The following is an 18,813-nucleotide window of genomic DNA, read 5'->3' as shown; positions in this document are numbered from 1 at the left end:
TAACATCCGCCCCATCCCCTACAACTGACCACGGCCAACCTCAAAAGAGTGTGTTGCGTCACATTATGGGCTTCAGGAATGATAAACCCGATCAAAATTGGCGGAAAGTGCCACAGCCAATTCCTCCACCGCCATGCCTCGCACCTCTGCGATACAAAGCGCCGTATGGCCAATTAGTGAAGGCTCATTTCGCGATCCGCGGAAAGGCTCCGGAGTCATATAAGGCGCATCAGTTTCAATAAAAATCTGCTCTAATGGAGCAATTCTGGCAGCCTCACGCAGCTCCTCATTGCGCTTAAAAGTAACATTTCCGGCAAAACTTAAGATATATCCACGTTCCAAAGCTTCTTTTGCTACACCCAAAGGCGAGGAAAAACAGTGCAAAATTGTGTTCTCGGGACGTGGTGCACTACCCAGCACGCGCATCAAATCAGCATCAGCTTCTCGGTTGTGAATCATTAAGGCTTTGCCGGAATTGACCGCCAAATCAATATGCCAACGCAATGCCTCTTCCTGAACCTCCAAAGATGCGGTGTTTTCCGGATCATGAGTTATCCAATAGGTATCCAATCCAGTTTCACCGATGGCAACACAAGCAGGATCCTGCGCCATCTCACTTAAACGCTGGCGCGCTGCAGCATCCAATTGATCGGCCTTAGTTGGATGAATCGCGCAAGCTGCATAAACATTGTTAAATTCCTGCGCCGCTTGCAGGGCAAGTTCGGCCTCTGCGAGACCATCACCGACTGTACAAAGCTTTTCGACGCCGGCTTCGTGGGCGCGCTTGAGCAATTCAGCGGTGTCACCGCCGCAGGAAGCAAGATGGGTATGCGCATCGATGAGCTGCGGAATAAATTGAGCAGGGACAGGTATAGGGCGTGGCTTCTTCTTAGACATATTGGCCTTTATTCTAGACGCATGCAGATCATCGATCTCTCCCATGCCTTTCATCCAGGTCAACCCCATTATCCGGGCGATCCGGATGAAGAGGTTGACGTTGTTTCCGAGATCTCTCAAGACGGCTTCCTCATGCACCGCTATCACCTGGTCGGCCCCTGGGGAACTCATGTTGATGCCCCGGCCCATTTTGACCCCACCGGCAGAACCTTGGATCAGATTCCGGTTCAAGAAACCTACCTACCTATATATAGAGTGAGTTTCCCTCAAGAAAGCTTAATTACTCCTGCCGAGCTCACATCCTTTGAATCTCAATATGGAGAAATTCAGACAGGTAGCTTCGTAGCCTTGCACACCGGTTGGACGTGGGGCCGAACAGGAATTGCTCCAGGGTGGTCCATTAACGCTCTGGAATATCTGCATCTCAAAGGCGTAATCGCCATTGGCCACGACCTTCCCGATACTGATCCCACATTAGAAGCCCAGCACTGGTGGTTACATCATGACCATTGGCAGATAGAAAATATGTGCAATCTGGAAAAAGTCCCGCCGCTTGGCGCACATCTGGCTTGTCCTTGGCCAGTACCTCGCTCAGGTGCCAGCTTTCCGGTTCGACCGATAGCGCTTATCCCCGACTAGCCAAGGCAAAAGGCAAAACATCTAAAGAACTGCGCTGTGCAATTCCAGTTCCTGCCACAGTGACAGACCAACCAGTATCAAAAAGGTCAGTCACCAAGAGCACCGGCCCGTCCACCAATTGCAGCCCAGCAGACCAATCCCACTGATTTAACAATCCTTCAACCCGATAGGCGGAGTTTTGAGCGGTAACCTCCACAGCACCTGGAGCAACATTAAGTAAACCGGCAAAATTCATTCGCCCGATGCGCGCAATCGCCTGTGCCACCTCCACTGTTAAAGCAGTTGCCTGCACATCGGGTTTTCCCAATGCCACTACGTTCGCTGGACGTTGTTGCCAATCCCAGTTCTTGAGTACTTCAATAATTCGACCCATCCAGGGATCTTCAATAAAGTGTCCACTTTCTAGCAACTGCTTTAGTGCAGGTCCACGCCCGATATCGTTTAGTCGGCCCAGTGCTCGTCCTTCCTTAATTCCGGAAATTTTTCCCTTTACGCTAATTCCACTCGGCCACATCTTACGTGCCGGAAGCCGCACTCCAGGAGACTTTAACTGTTGTTCCACCTGCAGATTAATTCCACTATCAATATTTTCACTCCATTTATGGCCAGTGCAATTATCGCAGCGCCCGCAAGGAACAGTCGCGTGAATATCATCTAGCTGCTGGCGCAAAAAGAGCATGCGACAAGAGGTCGAACGCTGGTATTCCAGCATTGCTACTTCTTCTGCATGCCTGGCTTCTTGGAGTCCAGCGTAGCGCGGGGCATCATAAGTCCATTCCTGCCCAGTGGAAACCCAACCTCCACGAACACGATCTACTGCACCATCAACATCAAGAACTTTTAGCACCTGTTCCAGTCGCGAACGAGAAAGATCTACTTGAGATTCCAGCTTGACCGTTGATTGAGCTTCGGTGGTTAAAACGCTAAGTAACTGTCGCACTACTTCTTCTGCTGGGAAGGATACCGACGCGAAATACTCCCAAATAGCCTTGTCTTCTACACCGGGCAGCAAAATTACATCTGCATGGTCTGTGCCACGCCCGGCACGGCCGATTTGCTGGTAATAGGACACAGGAGAACTTGGGGAACCGAGGTGCACCACAAAACCTAAATCTGGTTTATCAAATCCCATTCCCAAAGCAGAGGTAGCAATGAGAGCTTTAAGTTCATTGTTTAACAAGGCTTGTTCTAAGCGTTCCCGCTCTCCTGCCTCGGTTCTACCGGTATAAGCGGCCACTTCCCACCCCAGTGCTTTAAGTGCATCAGCAAGGTCATGAGCGGCAGAAACCGTGAGGCAATAGATAATTCCAGAACCTTTAAGCTCTTTAAGGTGGGTTGCCAGCCAAGCTGCCCGGAGGGTGGAATCTTCCAAATTAACCACAGAGAGATAAAGCGAATCACGGTCCAGCTCGCCTCTGAGAACACCTGTCCCCTCACCTAATTGCGCCCGTACATCCTCCACCACGCGGTCATTTGCTGTTGCAGTAGTTGCCAGCACTGGAACCTGTGCACCGAGGCCGGCAAGTAGATCTCTAATACGACGATAATCTGGGCGGAAATCATGTCCCCAGTCAGAAATACAGTGCGCCTCATCTACTACTACCAGCCCAGTCTCTGCAGCTAGACGTGGCAAAATACTACTGCGGAAATCTGGATTATTAAGGCGTTCCGGAGAAATTAAGAGCACATCAACATCTCCCCCGATGACGCTCTTTTCAATATCTTCCCACTGCTTCATATTGGCGCTGTTTAGAGTTGCTGCTTTGATCCCGGCGCGCTCAGCTGCTGCCACCTGGTTGCGCATCAGTGCCAATAGCGGGGAAATAATCACGGCGGCCCCAGCTCCCCTGGCACGCAATAGTTTGGCGGCAATAAAATAAACGGCTGATTTGCCCCAACCAGTTCTTTGCACCACTAGCATGCGCTGTTTCTTATTAACCAAGGCATCAATTGCTAGCCATTGGTCATCGCGTAATTGGGCGCCGGGACCAGCAATGCCGGCTAATAAGGTATTTGCTTCTTCTCTTGTTGTGTTCATGTCCTCCACCTAACACCACCGGTGGGACATCACGGCCCCCTCCTACCCCCATTCACCCAAAAAGGCAGGTCACCCGCAAGTGACCTGCCTTATTAGTAATTATTTCTGAACTGGTGCCCACTCTGGGCCGGTTTCACCAAGTTCTGGATCCAACTTGGCGATCAGTGGTGCTGGCTTCTCCAAGTGAGTTCCTGGTACTACGTCGATACGCTCCCACCTGGCCAGCTGCGTCTTGTAGTCACCCATGATCACTGGGTAGGTGTGCTCAGGGTCAGGCAGTCCCACACCGATTGGCAAACGTGGGGAATCATTTTTGACTTCCACGATCTGGGGGCTGGCTGCCCAAATACCATCACGGCCTAGGGTCTCATGTACCTTTTGCGCGGTGTGAGGCAGGTATGGGGTGAGCATGGTGTTGCAGTCAGAAACTACCTGCAGAGCAGTCCACAATACGGTTGCAAGGCGCTCACGCTGGGTGTCATCCTTTGCCAGCTTCCAAGGCTCTTGGTCAGCAATGTAGGCATTTGCCTCGCCAACCACGTGCATGACCTCGGTGATGCCGGCCTTGAACTTGGACTGCTCCAGGTTGGCAGCAACTGATTCAAAGGTAGCGGTAGCGAGATCCAGAATCTTTTGGTCGGCTTCTTCCAAAGCGCCAGGAACTGGAACTTCACCGAAGTTCTTATGAGCCATGGAGACAGTGCGGTTAACCAGGTTGCCCCAGCCATTGGCCAGCTCGTTGTTCACGCGACGGACAAATTCATCCCAGGTGAAGTCGGTGTCGTTATTCTCTGGTCCAGCCACCGCGATGAAATAGCGCAATGGATCTGCTCCGAATTCCTTAAGGAAGTCCTTGACGTAGATAACAACGCCCTTGGAGGAGGAGAACTTAGATCCGGACATGGTAAGGAACTCAGAGGACACAACCTCGGTAGGTAGGTTGAGGACCCCGAGGTCTCCTACCTCACCGCCACGAGAACCCAAACCTGCATATCCGAGTAGTTCGGCAGGCCAAATCTGGGAGTGGAAGGTGATGTTGTCCTTGCCCATGAAGTAGTAGGACTTGGTTTCTGGATCATTCCAGAAGGTACGCCATGCCTCTGGGTCGCCATTGCGGTAAGCCCATTCGATGGATGCAGAGAGATAGCCAACCACCGCGTCGAACCACACATAAAGCTTCTTGGCGTTGTTATCCTGCCAACCCTCAACTGGAATTGGGATACCCCAGTCGATATCTCGGCTCATTGCGCGGGGACGAATGTCCTCCAACAGGTTGAGGGAGAACTTAAGTACGTTGGGGCGCCAATCTTCACGGCCCTTAAGCCACTCGGTAAGTGCTTCAGCCAAAGCTGGAAGATCAAGCAGGAAGTGCTCGGTCTCTACAAAGTTGGGGGTTTCACCATTGATCTTAGAAACAGGATTGATCAAGTCGGAAGGGTCTAGCTGGTTACCACAGTTATCGCACTGGTCGCCACGAGCTCCATCAGCGCCACAGATTGGGCAGGTGCCTTCGATATAGCGGTCTGGCAGGGTACGACCAGTTGAAGGTGAAATTGCACCAAGAGTGGTCTCCTTGATCATGTAGCCGTTGTCATAAAGCCCACGGAAGAGCTCCTGCACAACTGCGTAGTGATTGGAAGTGGTGGTGCGGGTGAAGAGGTCATAGGACAAGCCCAGACCGGAAAGATCTTCTACGATTTGGCGGTTGTATTTATCAGCCAACTCCTGAACGCTTACGCCTTCTTTGTCGGCCTGCACCAAAAGTGGGGTGCCATGCTCATCGGTGCCTGAAACCATGAGGACGTTGTTTCCGGACATTCGCTGGAATCTTGCGAACACGTCAGAGGGGACGCCGAACCCCGCCACATGTCCAATGTGGCGGGGTCCGTTTGCGTACGGCCAGGCAACAGATACAAGCACGTTCTTCGTCATGCTTTACACCTTAATTTATGCCCGGCCTTTAAGGGGTATCGAGGTTGCCCTTAGCGATGCTTTAAGACGCGCTGAGCCTGTCGTTCACGGCGTCGTTTAGCGGCGAGCTCGCGTTTGAGGTGCTCATTGTGCACTCGGCGCTCGCGCGCCAAGCGCGCATTGAACTTCATTTGCTCACGGTAATCGACATAAATTATGTCATTGCTGAGATCTTTGACCAGCGCAAACATCAATCCGACGATCACAAAGAGGAATGGCGTTGCCGCCACAATGGTGACATTTTGAAGGTTATTGAGCGCATCATCACCACCAGAAAGCAAAAGGGTCAAACCAATAGCTGCGGTAGCAATGCCCCAGGCAGCAGTAACACCCTTATTTGGTTCGAGGCTGCCCCGCTGGCTCATGGTTCCCATAACGGTAGATGCAGAGTCTGCGGAAGTAATGAAGAAGGTACCTAAAAGCACCATCGCAATAATGCCAGCGATCTGACCGCCTGGAAGGGAGTGCAGCAAAGCGAAGAGCTGCTCTTGCGCGGAGCCTTCACCCCAGATTGACTTGCTGTCTTGTTCAAAGACGATGGCCGTGCCTCCAAAGATGGAGAACCACACGGTGGATACGCCGGCTGGAACTAGCATCACTCCGACAATAAACTCACGGATGCTGCGACCTCGAGAAATTCGAGCCAAGAACATTCCTACAAATGGGGACCAAGAAATCCACCATGCCCAGTAGAAGATGGTCCAGCTGCTTAACCACTCACCGGCAGTACCATCAGCACTCATGGCGGTGCGTCCAGCCATTTCAAAGAAGCTGGAGAGGTAGTTTCCGAGGGAACCTGGGATGAGGTTGAGGACGGAAATGGTCGGGCCAACCACAAAAACAAAAATGGCCAGGAGTGCAGCGAGGATCATATTGGCATTAGAAAGATATTGAATTCCCTTGCCCACGCCAGAAACCGCAGAGATGAGAAAAGCCAAGGTCAAAATGCTCACAATGCCCAGCACAGTCCACTGGCTTGGACTTTCAATGATTCCGGCGGCTGAAAGACCCGCGCCAATCTGCATGGCGCCAAGTCCAAGAGAACATGCAGTACCAAAAACAGTGGCGATAATTGCCAGGATGTCAATGAGCTTGCCAGGCCAGCCTTCAGCCCCCTTTTCACCAATAAGAGGAACGAAGGCGGAGCTTAGCAGCTGCTTTCGTCCAACTCGGTAAGTTGAATAAGCAATGGCAAGACCGACGATTGCGTAAATAGCCCAGGGATGCAACGTCCAGTGGAACATGGTTGATGCCATCGCAGTGCCAACTTCATGTGTCTGGTGTCCAGGCACGCCATTACGATAAAAAGTCAAGGGTTCGGAGGTTCCGTAGAACATCAAGCCAATGCCCATGCCAGCAGCAAACATCATGGAAATCCAGGACACTGTCCTAAATTCGGGTGCTTCATCAATTCGCCCAAGGCGTATTTGTCCAAATTTGCTGGCCGCGATGGCGATCGCAAAAAATACGAATACTGTGCCGAAGAGGACGAATGCCCAACCTAGATTGTTTACAACAAATCCCAATGCGGATCCAGCCACTTTGGAAAAGCTCTCATTAAAGCCAATGCCCCAGACCACCGTTGCCAAAACAACAGCCAGCGCTGGGATAATTACGGTCCAATCAAGTGAAGCCGTCTCGCTTTCACTTTCAAAGACAATTTCTTCTTCAAAATCCGCTAGTTGCTCGCCCACATCGGGGTTTTTCAGCAGTCCAGCCAATTCCTCGGTCGCGGTGACTTGCTCTGAATGTGCATCCTCCACGATCGGTTTGGAATTTGGGTCAGATGTAGTCATATAACCCACTGTGGCTGGATAGAACCTATATAGCAAACCCAAAACCACTTAAACGGATGGGAAATGCGGCATCTTGATAATTTCGTGACAGCACTAACCCGCAGTAAGCGCCCTAAAAACCTATATGAAGGTCACAATAGTGTAACGATCTCTAATTTCGGGAAGAAATTACGCCATCATAGAGGTCTTTTTTACCTACTCCATAGGTTTTAGCCAGGTCTGCACAAACTTCTTTTAATCTTTCGCCGGCTGCAACTCGCTCCTCTGCAACACCAATTAGCGACTCAACATCAACCTCAATTGCACCCGCTCCCTCGATGACCACGGTGATCTCACCACGCACACCATCAACAGCCCAAGCAGCTAGCTCTGGCAAAGTGCCACGCTTAACTTGCTCATAAGTTTTAGACAGTTCGCGGCACACAGCTGCACGGCGGTCACCAAGGACGAGAGCGGCGTCGGCAAGCGTGTCTTGAATTCTGTGGGGTGATTCGAAGAAACATACAGCGCGCTTTTCAGTCTTGAGAGTTTCGAGCCACTCGAGGCGTGCCCCCTGCTTGCGTGGTGCAAAACCATCAAAGGCAAATCTGCCAACGTGCAATCCAGATAGTGCCAAGGCGGTGGGAACTGCTGAAGGTCCGGGGAAACAAGTCACCGGGACTCCGGCATCATGAGCGGCGTCGATGAGGGCAAAGCCAGGATCAGAAACCACCGGCATACCAGCATCACTAACTACCAAGACAGTTCCGGTGTGTGCTGCCTCGATAAGGCGCTCCACGCGCGCCACCTCATTATGGTCAAAATTGGAAATCAATTGGCCGGAAATTTCCACTCCCAAAGCAGCTGCCAAGGCGGAGGTGCGGCGAGTATCTTCAGCGGCCACCACGGTGGCATGAGCTAGCGCATAGGCCAAACGCGGAGAGGCATCCCCAATGTTGCCGAGCGGAGTAGCCGCGATAATAATTCCGGTGGGCAAAGTAATTTCAGCAACATGCATGCATATAGCTTCCCACAATTTTGCTCCAAGGCTCTACAATCAACCGAGTGAGCCAAGTCCTAGCTATTCGTGAACAGGGACGGGACCGCGGAATGTTCGCTGGGTCCTGTCCGCCGGCACCCCCAAAATTTAAGTGGACCCGTCTAGATAGCTACACCTGGGCGATTATTGCGCTTTTTGCCATCCTCACCAGGTTTATTGGTTTGAGCAGCGCAACAGCCTCGGGCACCCCAGTTTTTGATGAAAAGCACTATGTACCCCAAGCCTGGGATATGGTGCGCTCATGGATTAATCCAGTAACCGGTGGCATTGAATCAAACCCGGGATATGGCCTGGTAGTCCACCCTCCCCTAGCCAAGCAGATCGAAGCTCTTGGCGAGTGGGTTTTTGGATACTCTCCCCTTGGCTGGCGCGTTATGGCAGCTCTTTTTGGCACGCTTACTATTTTCGGCATCATGGCGATTACTCGCCGCCTCAGCGGATCTACGGTAATCACCTTCATCGCCGGAATCTTGGCAGTGGCAGATGGAGTGTTATTAGTAAGCTCCCGCTTTGGCATGCTGGATATTTTCCAGGTGCTTTTTATTGTTCTTGCTGCTTGGGCTTTAATTCGCGATCACCAGCAGATGCATCACCGCATCCATAACCATGTTCGTGACAACCCTAAGCCCATGGAATTTGGACCGCGTTTTGGCTTCCGTTGGTGGCGTTTTAGTAGCGGAATTTTCCTTGGCTTGGCACTGTCGGTGAAATGGTCTGGGCTTTATTACATCGCATTCTTTGGGCTACTCAGCGTCTTTTTGGATATGTGGCTGCGTAAACGTTATGGAGTGCGGCGCTATATCGCAGGAACCTTTTGGTTTGATGTTTTCCCGGCCCTTGCCTCATTAGTTCTTGTGCCAGTGCTGCTTTATATCTGGAGCTGGCGCGCATGGTTTGCCTCTGAGACTTCCGTGTACCGCCACGCCGCTGAAGATGGCACTATTCCAGGCAGCTCATTTTTGCAGATTCTGCCTGATTCTATTGCTGGCTGGCTGCACTATCACATCAGCGTTTTGGAGTTCCATGGCTCTTTGACTACGTCTTCTGGCCATAGCCACCCCTGGGATTCCAAGCCGTGGTCTTGGCTGGTGGCAGGCCGACCTATCCTTTATTTCTCCTCCACTGATATCTCTTGTGAAATCGGTGGCAGCTGCCGTCGCATGATTTACCTTTTTGGCACCCCAGCAATTTGGTGGCTCACAGTGCCGGTGATTATCTGGGCTCTGTGGTCTTTAATCATCCGCAAAAACCGCGGATACCTTGTTCCGCTGGTAGCTTTTGCAGCTGGCTTTTTGCCCTGGCTAGCAGCCTATGATCGCCAAATGTACTTCTTCTACGCGACTGCCCTAGTGCCATTTACCATTGTTTTATTGGCGCTGGCCTGTGGCGAATTATGGCAGCGCGGCACCAAGATGGAATCTGGGCTGACACGTGGCTCGATAATTGTGGTTGTGTACGTGGCCGTGGTGCTGACCATGTTCCTTATTTTCTCGCCGCTGTTTTATGGCTATGTCATCCCAGATTCTGTCTATGAATCCCTCATGTGGCTACCTAGCTGGCGCTAAAACTAAAAAGCTCAGTACCTGCTGCATCACTAATGCGGACCGAGGGATGCTCAATATCTAGCTGCACCTCAATCCACTGCTCATCTGCCACTGCTCGGTAGGTGAGCTTTTGGTTTTCAATCTCCTGAATCTCAGTGCGAGCATGGTGCAGCCAAGGATGTTGGCGGCGCAGCGAAATTAGCGCCTTATAGCTATCCTCAATCCACTTACCAAGTGGCGATAGCTCCTCCGGAAGGGGTGGGCGCACAGCATCATCGCCCGCTTCCCTTTCTTCTTTCACCCCACTGAAGCCTTGTTCATCACCATAATAAATACTTGGCGTACCCCCAACGGTGAACAAGATTGCTGCTGCCAGCACTGCTCTTTCTTGGCCAAGCTGTGAGGCAATTCTGGTGACATCGTGGTTGCCAATAAAAGTTTGGGGCACGAAGGATTCTAAGAACTCATTATGGCGGCCCAATGTCCATTCCAATTCAAAGAAATTATTTTCTTTGATGCTGCTCCAAATGGCCTTCCACAGTTCATATTGGGTAATGGAATCAATGCCAGATTCTGCTCTAAAAGCCACATAATCGCCGTGGATCATCTCCCCCATAATCCAAGCGTCAGGATGGCGTTGCTTCACCCGTGGAATTACCTGGGCCCAAAATTTGGGGCTGGTGGCATAAACGGCATCGAGACGCCAACCCGCAATGCCACGATCGAGCCAGTAGTTCATCACATCCACCACTAGTTCAACTACCTCGGGGTTTTCGTGATCAAGTTCGGCCAGAGCCTCATGGCCTTCAAAGGAATTGCCAGTGGTCAACTGAGCATATTTAGAAGAGCTGGAGACATGGTTAAACACTCCGTCGAAAAGCACCCCGATGCCACGCTGCTGCGCTGCATCTAGCAGCGACGTCATATCTCCCTGATCGCCGAGGCGTGGGTCAACACGATAAAAATCTAGGGTGTCATAACCGTGACTCAGCGCCTCAAAAACTGGGCCGAGCAACAGCACATTACAGCCCAGCTCCACCACATAGTCCAGCCACTTTTCAAGCGTGGGCAGGCGATGTTCCAGGGGCTCCGGGGCTGCCGGGCGAATGGGCGCACCAACGGCGCCGAGCGGATAAACCTGCCAGATAATTGCGTGTTCTGCAAAGCTCATAGCGCCCAGCTTAGGGGTTATTTAAGCAGGAGTGGCGTTAATTGAGCGCCAAGTACGCCGCAATGCCCCATTACCCAGCGAATTTATCCAAGCAGCAAAAAGCACCGCGGTAGAGATAAAGAGCAATCCCAACGCGGAAAGGGTTTCATAATCAGCGCGTCCAAAAACCAGATCCTGCGCCGCAAAGCCCATGCTGAAGGTCCACATGGTGGCCACCACCGGCAAAAGACCGCCGATAATTTGCGGTTTCCACGCCGCAAAGCCCAGCCCAGCTGCCAAACCAATGCGCAGGGCAGCCCCCTCTGCAATCAGGCGCGAGCTCAGTGGGTCTTCTTGAATGCTTATCGACGTCGCCTCGCCGAGCATATTAATGCCCCAGGCGAGGTACAAGAGTGCCAAAACCACCAGCGCGGTGCGCGAGAGAATTGACCATACAACGCGGGCGTTGGCATGGCGCCGCCAAGCAGGCTCCACCTCCGCCAAAATAATCTCCGAAAGATTCGGGGTGACAGGCGGTGGAACGGCACAAAAGTTAATTAAGCGGTTGAGCTGTGCTGCCTGATCATAGAAGTTTCGGCAGTCTTCACAGTTGGCAAGGTGAGCATCAATAATCTCATCCTCAATACCTGCAGGTTCACCATCAAGTCGGGCGGAAAGAGCTGCCTGAATGGAACTACAGTCAACCACGGGTTAAGACCCCATCAACGCTGGCGCGTCCGGATCCGAAGACCACAATCATCAAAAGGGAGACCACCAGCAGCAAAGGATATTCAATGCCGCCTTCGCTAATAAAAAATCCCGCATCCAGGTGCACAAAATACATTGCAGCGGCAATAAGCAAAGCCATTGCGCCTGCCACAAAGGTGGTAAGCAAACCCACCACTAGCAATCCCCCACCCAGCAATTCGGCGATGGCGGTGATCCATGCAGATAGCTTTGGTTGTGGAACGCCCCATGCAGAAAATTGTCCTGTGGTCTTGGTTATCCCGGCAATAAAGAGCTTTTCCCACCCATGAGCCACAAAAATAACGCCAAGCACAGCGCGAAAAATCAGCAGGGCTGCATCCCTCACGACTGGTTTATCCATGTGTGACAGACTACCCCAGCTTTCAAACAGAGACTTAGTTCAGGACAGATTTAACTTACGCGACGGTTAATAGAGCGTGGTGCTGGATATTCTTCTTCAACCTGCAGCAGAGTTGGCAGATTCTCAAAATCTGGGGATTCATCATCAAGTTCAAGTACCACTGCACCAGGACGACGCAAACGAGAAGGCAGGTCCTCAGAATGACGCACGCCCATTCGCGAACGGCGCAGACGACGGATTCGACGCGCACGCAGCTCATTTTCTGCACGCACCTGGCTCCGCAAAGCGGTGAGGTACAAAGCAGTCATAGCAAGGGAAACAACAGGCAGTGCCCACAGCCAGCCACCCACAACAAAGCCCAGGATGACGCTGATTACAACTACAGCGCTAAGGCCCAACAACGTCCTTTGACGGCGCGCATATTGGGACTGTGCAAATTCCCGATCAGCTTGGGGATCATAGTAGCCACGTCCTCGGCGACGTTCGGCGAACTCTACATCCTCTTGAGTCAACTCTGCAGAAACATCTGTGTCCTGGAGATCCTCTTCCAGCTTTTCCTCGGATTGGTATTCCTCGAGGGCACGTGCACGTGCAGCAGGGTGCATATGGTCTAGCGGAGAGGTATAAGCGTCATCGAGGTCATCATCCCACTCTTCATCGAGCATTTCGATGACTTCCTCGACAGGTTCTTCCACCTCTTCAGGCTCTTCCTTGCGGTGCTTGAAGATGCTTGGAGAATCTACAATTTCATAGTCCTCATCATCTTCTGCGGTGTCCACCTCTTCCGAGGCAGTATCTTGCGTCAGACGTGGACGTCGTCGGGCTGGCACATTACTGCCACCCTCCAAAATCACGCGGGTATCATCAAAGGCTTCTCCAGCTTTGGAGATTGGCTTTTGGGTACGCAAAACAAGCGGTGCGAGCACAACGAGCCACACCACAACAATAAGGCCGATTACCAAGAATCCGGACACTTTAAAGCACCTAACCTTCCGAGACGGGTGCGAGTTAAAACTGTAACGAGGTTAACCTTTCACAAGGAACCCTAAGGACTGCCACGCCGGGTTTAGCGCAATAAACGGCCATCAAGGATTAATCTTTCCACCGCAGTGGTAGAAAAATCATCGGCTAAAATTGCCACAAAATGATGATCCATCCATTTCCCATCAATATGTAGATTACGCTTCAAAAAGCCTTCCTCGCGGAATCCACTATGGGCTAAAACGCGCCCCGAAGCCGGGTTGCTGGGTAAATAAGTGGCGGTTAAACGGTGCAGACCGATGCGTCGAAAAGCGTGGTCAACGCCCAGCGCGCAGGCCGCGCTGGCCACTCCCCGCCCGGTTACTCCGCTGTAAACCCAATAGCCGATCCAGGCATCAGAAATGCCTCCGTGCTGAATATTTCCGATGGTCAACTGCCCGATAAAACGACCATCAAGCTCGATAACCATGGGCACAACCGAACCTTGACGGGCTGCCTTAAGCAAATAACTCACATTATCCCACCAAGCCAAACGCGAATGCGCCTCGCTCCACGTACTGGGCACGGTGGGCTCCACGGGTTTGAGAAACTCCATATCCTTCATCCGTAGATCCGACCAGGCTCGGAAATCGCGACGCTTTAAAGGCCGCAGCCTTAGCCTCCCACCATTTAATAAAGTGACGGTGGGAGTTATCTCGGGCCACCCCGGATGTCTATGGTGCACAGCTCGCTGTGTTAACACCTCGACCACGCTTATCTACCCTGCGCCAAGAAGATCACATCAACCACATCGCCAGGACGGATTTCAGTAACTTCCTCTGGAATGCGGATCATGGCATTAGCCTCGGCCAAACCAGCCAAGAGGTGCGAAGGAGCACCGGTAGCGCCGCCCAAAGCTTCCACCAAATAATCCTGAGTTTGGGCATCGCGCATCAAGCGGGAACGGATAAATCCCTTACGGCCAGCAACTGAAGCCACATGATTAAGCGCACGTGCTCGCACCACCCGGCGCGTGGGATTGCTCTTGCCCAAGCTAATACGGATCAAAGGACGTACAAAGGTCTCAAAAATCACCAGGGAGGCAACAGGATTAGCGGGCAGCAGGAAACAAGGAATCTTATTTTCCCCCAGCAGACCAAATCCCTGGACGGAACCTGGATGCATGGCTACGCGTTCGGTATCAATTTCTCCAAGTTCACGCAGTACTTCGCGCACACCTTCAGAGCCCGCTCCACCGACTGCACCGGTGATCACAATTACCTCAGCGCGCAGCAGCTGGGACTCGATAATTTCTTTAATGCGGCGTGGTTCGCCGGCTGCGATGCCATAACGATAAACATCGGCACCCGCTTCCCTACCTGCAGCAGCGAGGGAATAAGAATTTACGTCAAAGACTTGGCCAAGTCCTGGCTGGCGATCAATATCAACCAGCTCAGCACCAACAGAGATAACCGACATACGGGGACGCGGATAAACTAACACCTTGGAACGGCCCACAGCAGCCAATAAGCCAATGTGGGAAGGACCCAAGATTGCTCCGGAACTTACGGCGATATCGCCTGGCTGAATATCATCGCCTTCTTTACGCACAAATTCGCCAGAGCGAACCGGACGCTGCGCGGTAACTCTCTTGGAGCCGCGATCAGACCATGCCATTGGCAAAACGGCATCGGCAAGCATGGGTAAAGGCGCACCAGTTTGCACCCGCACGGCTTGTTTAGGCTGCAAGCGCAAAGGCTGTTGAGAGCCCGCGGCAACTTCACCCACCACCGGCAGAGATTTCTCCGGTGGGGCTACTGGCAGCTCGCGGCTGAGCGATTTTTCACCGCCCACATCTACAGCTCGGACCGCGTATCCATCAATCGCTGCTTGAGCAAAACCTGGCAGCGCACGGGTTGCCTGAACTTCTTCTGCGCACATCAAGCCCAATGCCTCAGCAATGGCAATTCGCACAGGTTCAGGTGCCACCGCTGCCTGGGTGACAATGGAAAGCTGTTGTTCGACTGATCGCACTACGGTCCTCCTTAACGGAACAGGCAGCTATTTTACGTCAGAAACGTCGTTTGCCTCATGCTCCGCCAAAATCTGCTTAATGGCTCGCTTCAAATGCGCACCATAAACCGGATGAGACAATCCAAAATCAACACAGGCTGGAATATATCCACCAGGGTTACCCAAATCGTGGCGCTTGCCCTTATGCACCACGATATGCACGGGGTGTCCTTCGTCGATAAGCAAATCTATAGCATCGGTGAGCTGCAGCTCGCCGCCGGACCCGGGGGTAATGCGACGCAGGGCGTCAAAAATCTGGCGATCAAGCAGGTAGCGACCGGTAGCCGCAAAACGAGAGGGGGCATCGGCCATAGCGGGTTTTTCCACCATGCCCTTGACCTTTTTCACATCATCTTCAGCGGTATCGGCCTCAATTTCAAAGATGCCGTAATTGCTTACTTCATCCTCAGCAACCTCTACGGCACACAATACCGAGCCACCGAATTCTGCGCGCACCTGTGCCATACGACCCATCACGCCGGTAGGAAGAACCAGGTCATCGGGCAGCATTACAGCGACGACATCTTCATCATCATCCAAAATGGACTCCGCCAGACCAACAGCATGGCCCAAGCCCAAAGGCTTGTCCTGAGTTACCGGAACTGCCTTGATAAGCTCGGCAGCTCTGCGAACTTTCTGGACCTGCGCAGTTTTTCCGCGCTCTGCAAGGGTTGCTTCCAAATCTGGAAAACTATCAAAATGCGCCATGACACCCGCTTTATTGGGTGCAGTAATAATCGCGAGGCGGGTTGCCCCGAGCTCTGCGGCTTCTTCGGCGATTAGTTCAATACCGGGGGTATCAACAACCGGAAGCAGCTCCTTGGGCACGGTTTTTGTAGCCGGCAGGAATCGGGTTCCCATTCCCGCAGCTGGCACCACAACGGTTTTGACTGCGTTGACGTGCTCATCGATAGGCAAACTCATGCAGACAACAGTACCCGCAGCGCAATTGAGCTTAGGCGTGCCCCTCCGAAAATAAGGGATATCCTTGTGAGTATGAGCCAGTCCAAACAAGAGCTGCGCGCCCAATTGCTCAAAAATCGCGTTGGCATGAATCCTATGAACCGCGCCAAAGAAAATGAAATGCTCCTTGCAAATCTCACTCACTATTTGACCGCTAAGCGGCCAAAACGGGTGGCAGCATATGTGCCTAACTCCATCGAGCCCGGTGGTAATTTGCTTATCGACGCAGTCCACGCGCGAATTTCCGCCCTAATCCTGCCAGTCTCCCTCTCCGATAGGCGTTTGGATTGGGCGCTTTATGAGGGTCCTTCCAAATTGAGCCCCGGAGCTTTTGGCATTCTCGAGCCCACCGGCACGCGGCTTGGCCCCGAAGCATTGAACTTTTGCGATGTAATCATTGCCCCCGCACTGGCGACTACCCCCACTGGCATCCGCATGGGCAAAGGTGGCGGTTTTTATGATCGCGCTCTTGCTACCGGAGTCAAGGCTGAAGTTGTTACTCTCCTCTTTAGTGGAGAAATTCGCGATGACATCCCCGTTGAAGAACATGATCGTGCCGTCCACGTAATCATTACCCCCGCTGGGATTCGGAACCTAGGAGCCTTTTAGACAGTCCAAATAAGTATGGACTTAAAAAATATTCTCACCACTCCCGGGTGGCGTCGCACCTTATTTATTAGACGATTTTTAGCAGCCTTATTATTTGCAACAGCTGCACTCTTGGGCACCCAATCAATGCTCTCCTCAGATCCCCAGGTAGTAGTCATGCAACGTGATGTGCCAGCCGGGACTGAAATTACCGCAGCAGATGTAGGATTGGCGGCGATTCCAGATGCTCTAGTGCCCCAAAATGCGCTTAGCGATCCAACGCATGCCATCGGTTTGATAGCAGCCTCTAGCCTTAGCTCCGGAGAGATTGCCACTACTCCCAGATTCCTGGGTACGGACCTCATTAATTCATTTGTGGGCAATGTCACAAATAATTTTCCTGAGGAGGAAGTCAACATGGTTCCCCTCAAACTTGCAGACCCCTCCGTTATCCCCTTACTTCACCATGGAGACACAATTTCAGTAGTTTCCCAGGATCCAATAAGTGGCAAAGCACACACCATCGCAGCAGGTGGAAAGGTAATCTTAGTGAGCGACCAAGATCCCGCAACGATTTTGATCGCTTTGCCAAAATCCATTGCCGAAGAAGTTGCAGCTACTTCACTCACTTCCCCACTCGCCGTGGTTCTCAGCGGCGAAAGAGCGAGCTGATATTAATAAACCTGCCCAAAATGGAATATCTTCGATACAGTTCATTTGTCACTTAAGTACTCAACAAAAACAGGAGTATCCATCATGCTTAAAGGTTTTAGAGACTTCATTCTCCGCGGAAATGTCATTGAACTTGCCGTCGCTGTGGTTATCGGTTCTGCCTTTACCGCAATCGTTACCGCTTTCTCCACCAACATCATCAATCCTTTGATTGCATCCGTTGGCAGCACCGAGGTTGGCGGTTTGGGCTTCCAGATCCGCTCCGGCAACGCTGCTACCTTTGTTGACTTCGGTGCCGTTATCACCGCTATCATCAACTTCCTGATCATCGCAGCAATCGTTTACTTCATCCTGATTGCTCCAATGAACAAGCTCAACGAAGCACTTGCTAAGCGCAAGGGCGTTGAAGAGGAAGACGAAGAAGCACCAGCTTCCATCGAGGCTTCCCTACTTACCGAAATCCGCGACCTGCTCCAGGAGCAGAAGCGTCTTCAGTAATTAGAGACATAAAAAGCGCCGTGAAGAAATTCACGGCGCTTTTTGCATGCTAACTATAGTGCGGAGGCAATTGTTCTTTCCAGAACTCATCCCCACTAACCTGCTCTACTTGTTCAGGGTCAAGATTAACTTCGCGTTCTTCCTCATTGGTCGACTCCACCGCTGGTTTATCAGCGGTGCGGTCATACTCCACCGGTGAAGGACGAAAAGCTCGACGACGTTGCATTCCCACAACTCTCACCGCCTAAACAATAGAAGTACGCAACTGATCAACCACAAAATGAACCAATGGCGTCAAAGTAGCCATTCCATCACGAATTGCAGAACGTGAAGGTGCCAGGTTCACCACGACAGTTGATCCAGAGATGCCGGAAATACCGCGAGAGACACAAGCATCTACCGCACCGCAGGCCATTCCAGAAGACCGCAGAGACTGTGCAATACCAGGCAAAGACTGATCCAAAATAGATTTGGTAGCTTCTGGAGTTTTATCTCGCGGACCAACTCCGACACCGCCGATGGTCAAGACTAGATCTGCGCCACCAACCACGGCAGTTTCAATAGCCTGACGAATCTCAGACTTCTTGGAACGAACCTGTACTACTGCATCGACGTTAAATCCAGATTCAACAAGCAGCTCAGAAACCAATCGTCCTGTTTCATCACCTTCTGGAGCATGATCCCGCACCAATACCACTAGCGCGCGACGTTGAGAGGACTGTACGAACTCCTGCTCGGTGGCCTTTAAATACTCCGGATCTGGTTCAACATCGGGAAGTGGGCTACGTGTTTCCACCACATCAGTGATGATTCCCAGCGGGTCCTGGCTCATTGTTCCTCGCTAACGCTCGATTATCTTCAACGCTCTAGACGTTCC

General features: G+C 52.0%; 19 protein-coding genes. 5 read left to right on the top strand and 14 right to left on the bottom strand.

Going from position 1 to position 18,813, the window contains the following annotated elements; translation table 11 throughout:
* Nucleotides 1-72: 72 nt before the first annotated feature.
* The gene (locus tag H924_RS04330) at nt 73-897 is read right to left on the bottom strand and encodes a TatD family hydrolase (protein ID WP_015650737.1); all 825 of its coding nucleotides are present in this window, start codon (nt 895-897) and stop codon (nt 73-75) included.
* 21 nt (nt 898-918) lie between these two features.
* Here H924_RS04330 and H924_RS04325 point away from each other — a divergent pair, with 21 nt between their 5' ends.
* Nucleotides 919-1,536 (top strand): cyclase family protein, encoded by a 618-nt coding sequence (locus tag H924_RS04325; protein WP_015650736.1) that lies wholly within the window; start codon nt 919-921, stop codon nt 1,534-1,536.
* Here the strand turns inward: H924_RS04325 and H924_RS04320 are convergent.
* The 4 genes from H924_RS04320 to rsmI form a co-directional block, all read right to left on the bottom strand.
* On the bottom strand, nt 1,523-3,574 hold the full coding sequence (locus tag H924_RS04320; protein ID WP_015650735.1) for a RecQ family ATP-dependent DNA helicase: 2,052 nt from the start codon (nt 3,572-3,574) through the stop codon (nt 1,523-1,525). The genes H924_RS04325 and H924_RS04320 overlap by 14 nt on opposite strands.
* Before the next feature lie 99 nt (nt 3,575-3,673).
* Entirely contained in the window at nt 3,674-5,506 is a 1,833-nt protein-coding gene (gene metG, locus H924_RS04315) for a methionine--tRNA ligase (RefSeq protein WP_015650734.1), read from the bottom strand.
* A 50-nt stretch (nt 5,507-5,556) separates the two neighbouring features.
* Complete coding sequence (gene betP, locus H924_RS04310) at nt 5,557-7,341, bottom strand: glycine betaine transporter BetP (RefSeq protein WP_029703892.1); 1,785 nt, start codon at nt 7,339-7,341, stop codon at nt 5,557-5,559.
* A 151-nt stretch (nt 7,342-7,492) separates the two neighbouring features.
* A complete protein-coding gene (gene rsmI, locus H924_RS04305; RefSeq protein WP_015650732.1) occupies nt 7,493-8,338 on the bottom strand; it encodes a 16S rRNA (cytidine(1402)-2'-O)-methyltransferase in 846 nt (281 codons plus the stop codon).
* Nucleotides 8,339-8,385: 47 nt separating this feature from the next.
* Between rsmI and H924_RS04300 the strand changes: the two genes are divergently transcribed.
* On the top strand, nt 8,386-9,945 hold the full coding sequence (locus H924_RS04300; RefSeq protein WP_029703890.1) for a dolichyl-phosphate-mannose--protein mannosyltransferase: 1,560 nt from the start codon (nt 8,386-8,388) through the stop codon (nt 9,943-9,945).
* Here H924_RS04300 and H924_RS04295 read toward each other — a convergent pair.
* The 7 genes from H924_RS04295 to H924_RS04265 form a co-directional block, all read right to left on the bottom strand.
* Complete coding sequence (locus tag H924_RS04295) at nt 9,932-11,095, bottom strand: alpha-amylase family protein (RefSeq protein ID WP_015650730.1); 1,164 nt, start codon at nt 11,093-11,095, stop codon at nt 9,932-9,934. The two genes, H924_RS04300 and H924_RS04295, sit on opposite strands and share 14 nt — an antisense overlap.
* A 21-nt stretch (nt 11,096-11,116) precedes the next feature.
* Nucleotides 11,117-11,782 carry a zf-HC2 domain-containing protein gene (locus H924_RS04290; RefSeq protein WP_015650729.1) on the bottom strand — a complete coding sequence of 222 codons (666 nt, stop codon included), beginning with the start codon at nt 11,780-11,782 and terminating at the stop codon, nt 11,117-11,119.
* Nucleotides 11,775-12,182, bottom strand: coding sequence for a DoxX family protein (locus H924_RS04285; RefSeq protein WP_015650728.1), 408 nt, complete (start codon nt 12,180-12,182; stop codon nt 11,775-11,777). Before H924_RS04285 ends, H924_RS04290 begins: the two co-directional genes overlap by 8 nt.
* A gap of 50 nt (nt 12,183-12,232) precedes the next feature.
* Nucleotides 12,233-13,156, bottom strand: coding sequence for a divisome protein SepX/GlpR (sepX, locus tag H924_RS04280; RefSeq protein WP_015650727.1), 924 nt, complete (start codon nt 13,154-13,156; stop codon nt 12,233-12,235).
* A 92-nt stretch (nt 13,157-13,248) separates the two neighbouring features.
* Nucleotides 13,249-13,920 (bottom strand): GNAT family N-acetyltransferase, encoded by a 672-nt coding sequence (locus H924_RS04275; protein WP_211208119.1) that lies wholly within the window; start codon nt 13,918-13,920, stop codon nt 13,249-13,251.
* Nucleotides 13,917-15,176: a molybdotransferase-like divisome protein Glp gene (gene glp / locus H924_RS04270; RefSeq protein WP_015650725.1), complete on the bottom strand. Its 1,260-nt coding sequence runs from the start codon at nt 15,174-15,176 to the stop codon at nt 13,917-13,919. Before glp ends, H924_RS04275 begins: the two co-directional genes overlap by 4 nt.
* A gap of 27 nt (nt 15,177-15,203) precedes the next feature.
* On the bottom strand, nt 15,204-16,139 hold the full coding sequence (locus tag H924_RS04265; protein WP_015650724.1) for a UTP--glucose-1-phosphate uridylyltransferase: 936 nt from the start codon (nt 16,137-16,139) through the stop codon (nt 15,204-15,206).
* A gap of 72 nt (nt 16,140-16,211) precedes the next feature.
* Between H924_RS04265 and H924_RS04260 the strand changes: the two genes are divergently transcribed.
* From H924_RS04260 to mscL, 3 genes are all read left to right on the top strand, one after another.
* On the top strand, nt 16,212-16,787 hold the full coding sequence (locus tag H924_RS04260) for a 5-formyltetrahydrofolate cyclo-ligase (protein WP_015650723.1): 576 nt from the start codon (nt 16,212-16,214) through the stop codon (nt 16,785-16,787).
* A gap of 15 nt (nt 16,788-16,802) precedes the next feature.
* A complete protein-coding gene (locus H924_RS04255) occupies nt 16,803-17,438 on the top strand; it encodes an SAF domain-containing protein (protein WP_015650722.1) in 636 nt (211 codons plus the stop codon).
* Nucleotides 17,439-17,522: 84 nt separating this feature from the next.
* On the top strand, nt 17,523-17,936 hold the full coding sequence (gene mscL, locus H924_RS04250) for a large conductance mechanosensitive channel protein MscL (protein WP_015650721.1): 414 nt from the start codon (nt 17,523-17,525) through the stop codon (nt 17,934-17,936).
* A gap of 49 nt (nt 17,937-17,985) precedes the next feature.
* Here the strand turns inward: mscL and H924_RS14345 are convergent, their stop codons facing one another.
* The gene (locus H924_RS14345; protein WP_169330522.1) at nt 17,986-18,162 is read right to left on the bottom strand and encodes a hypothetical protein; all 177 of its coding nucleotides are present in this window, start codon (nt 18,160-18,162) and stop codon (nt 17,986-17,988) included.
* An 18-nt stretch (nt 18,163-18,180) separates the two neighbouring features.
* Nucleotides 18,181-18,768, bottom strand: coding sequence for a MogA/MoaB family molybdenum cofactor biosynthesis protein (locus H924_RS04245; RefSeq protein WP_015650719.1), 588 nt, complete (start codon nt 18,766-18,768; stop codon nt 18,181-18,183).
* Nucleotides 18,769-18,813 lie beyond the last annotated feature (45 nt).

Source organism: Corynebacterium callunae DSM 20147 (genome assembly GCF_000344785.1).
GTDB lineage: Bacteria > Actinomycetota > Actinomycetes > Mycobacteriales > Mycobacteriaceae > Corynebacterium > Corynebacterium callunae.
This window is presented reverse-complemented; position numbering and strand designations above follow the sequence as displayed.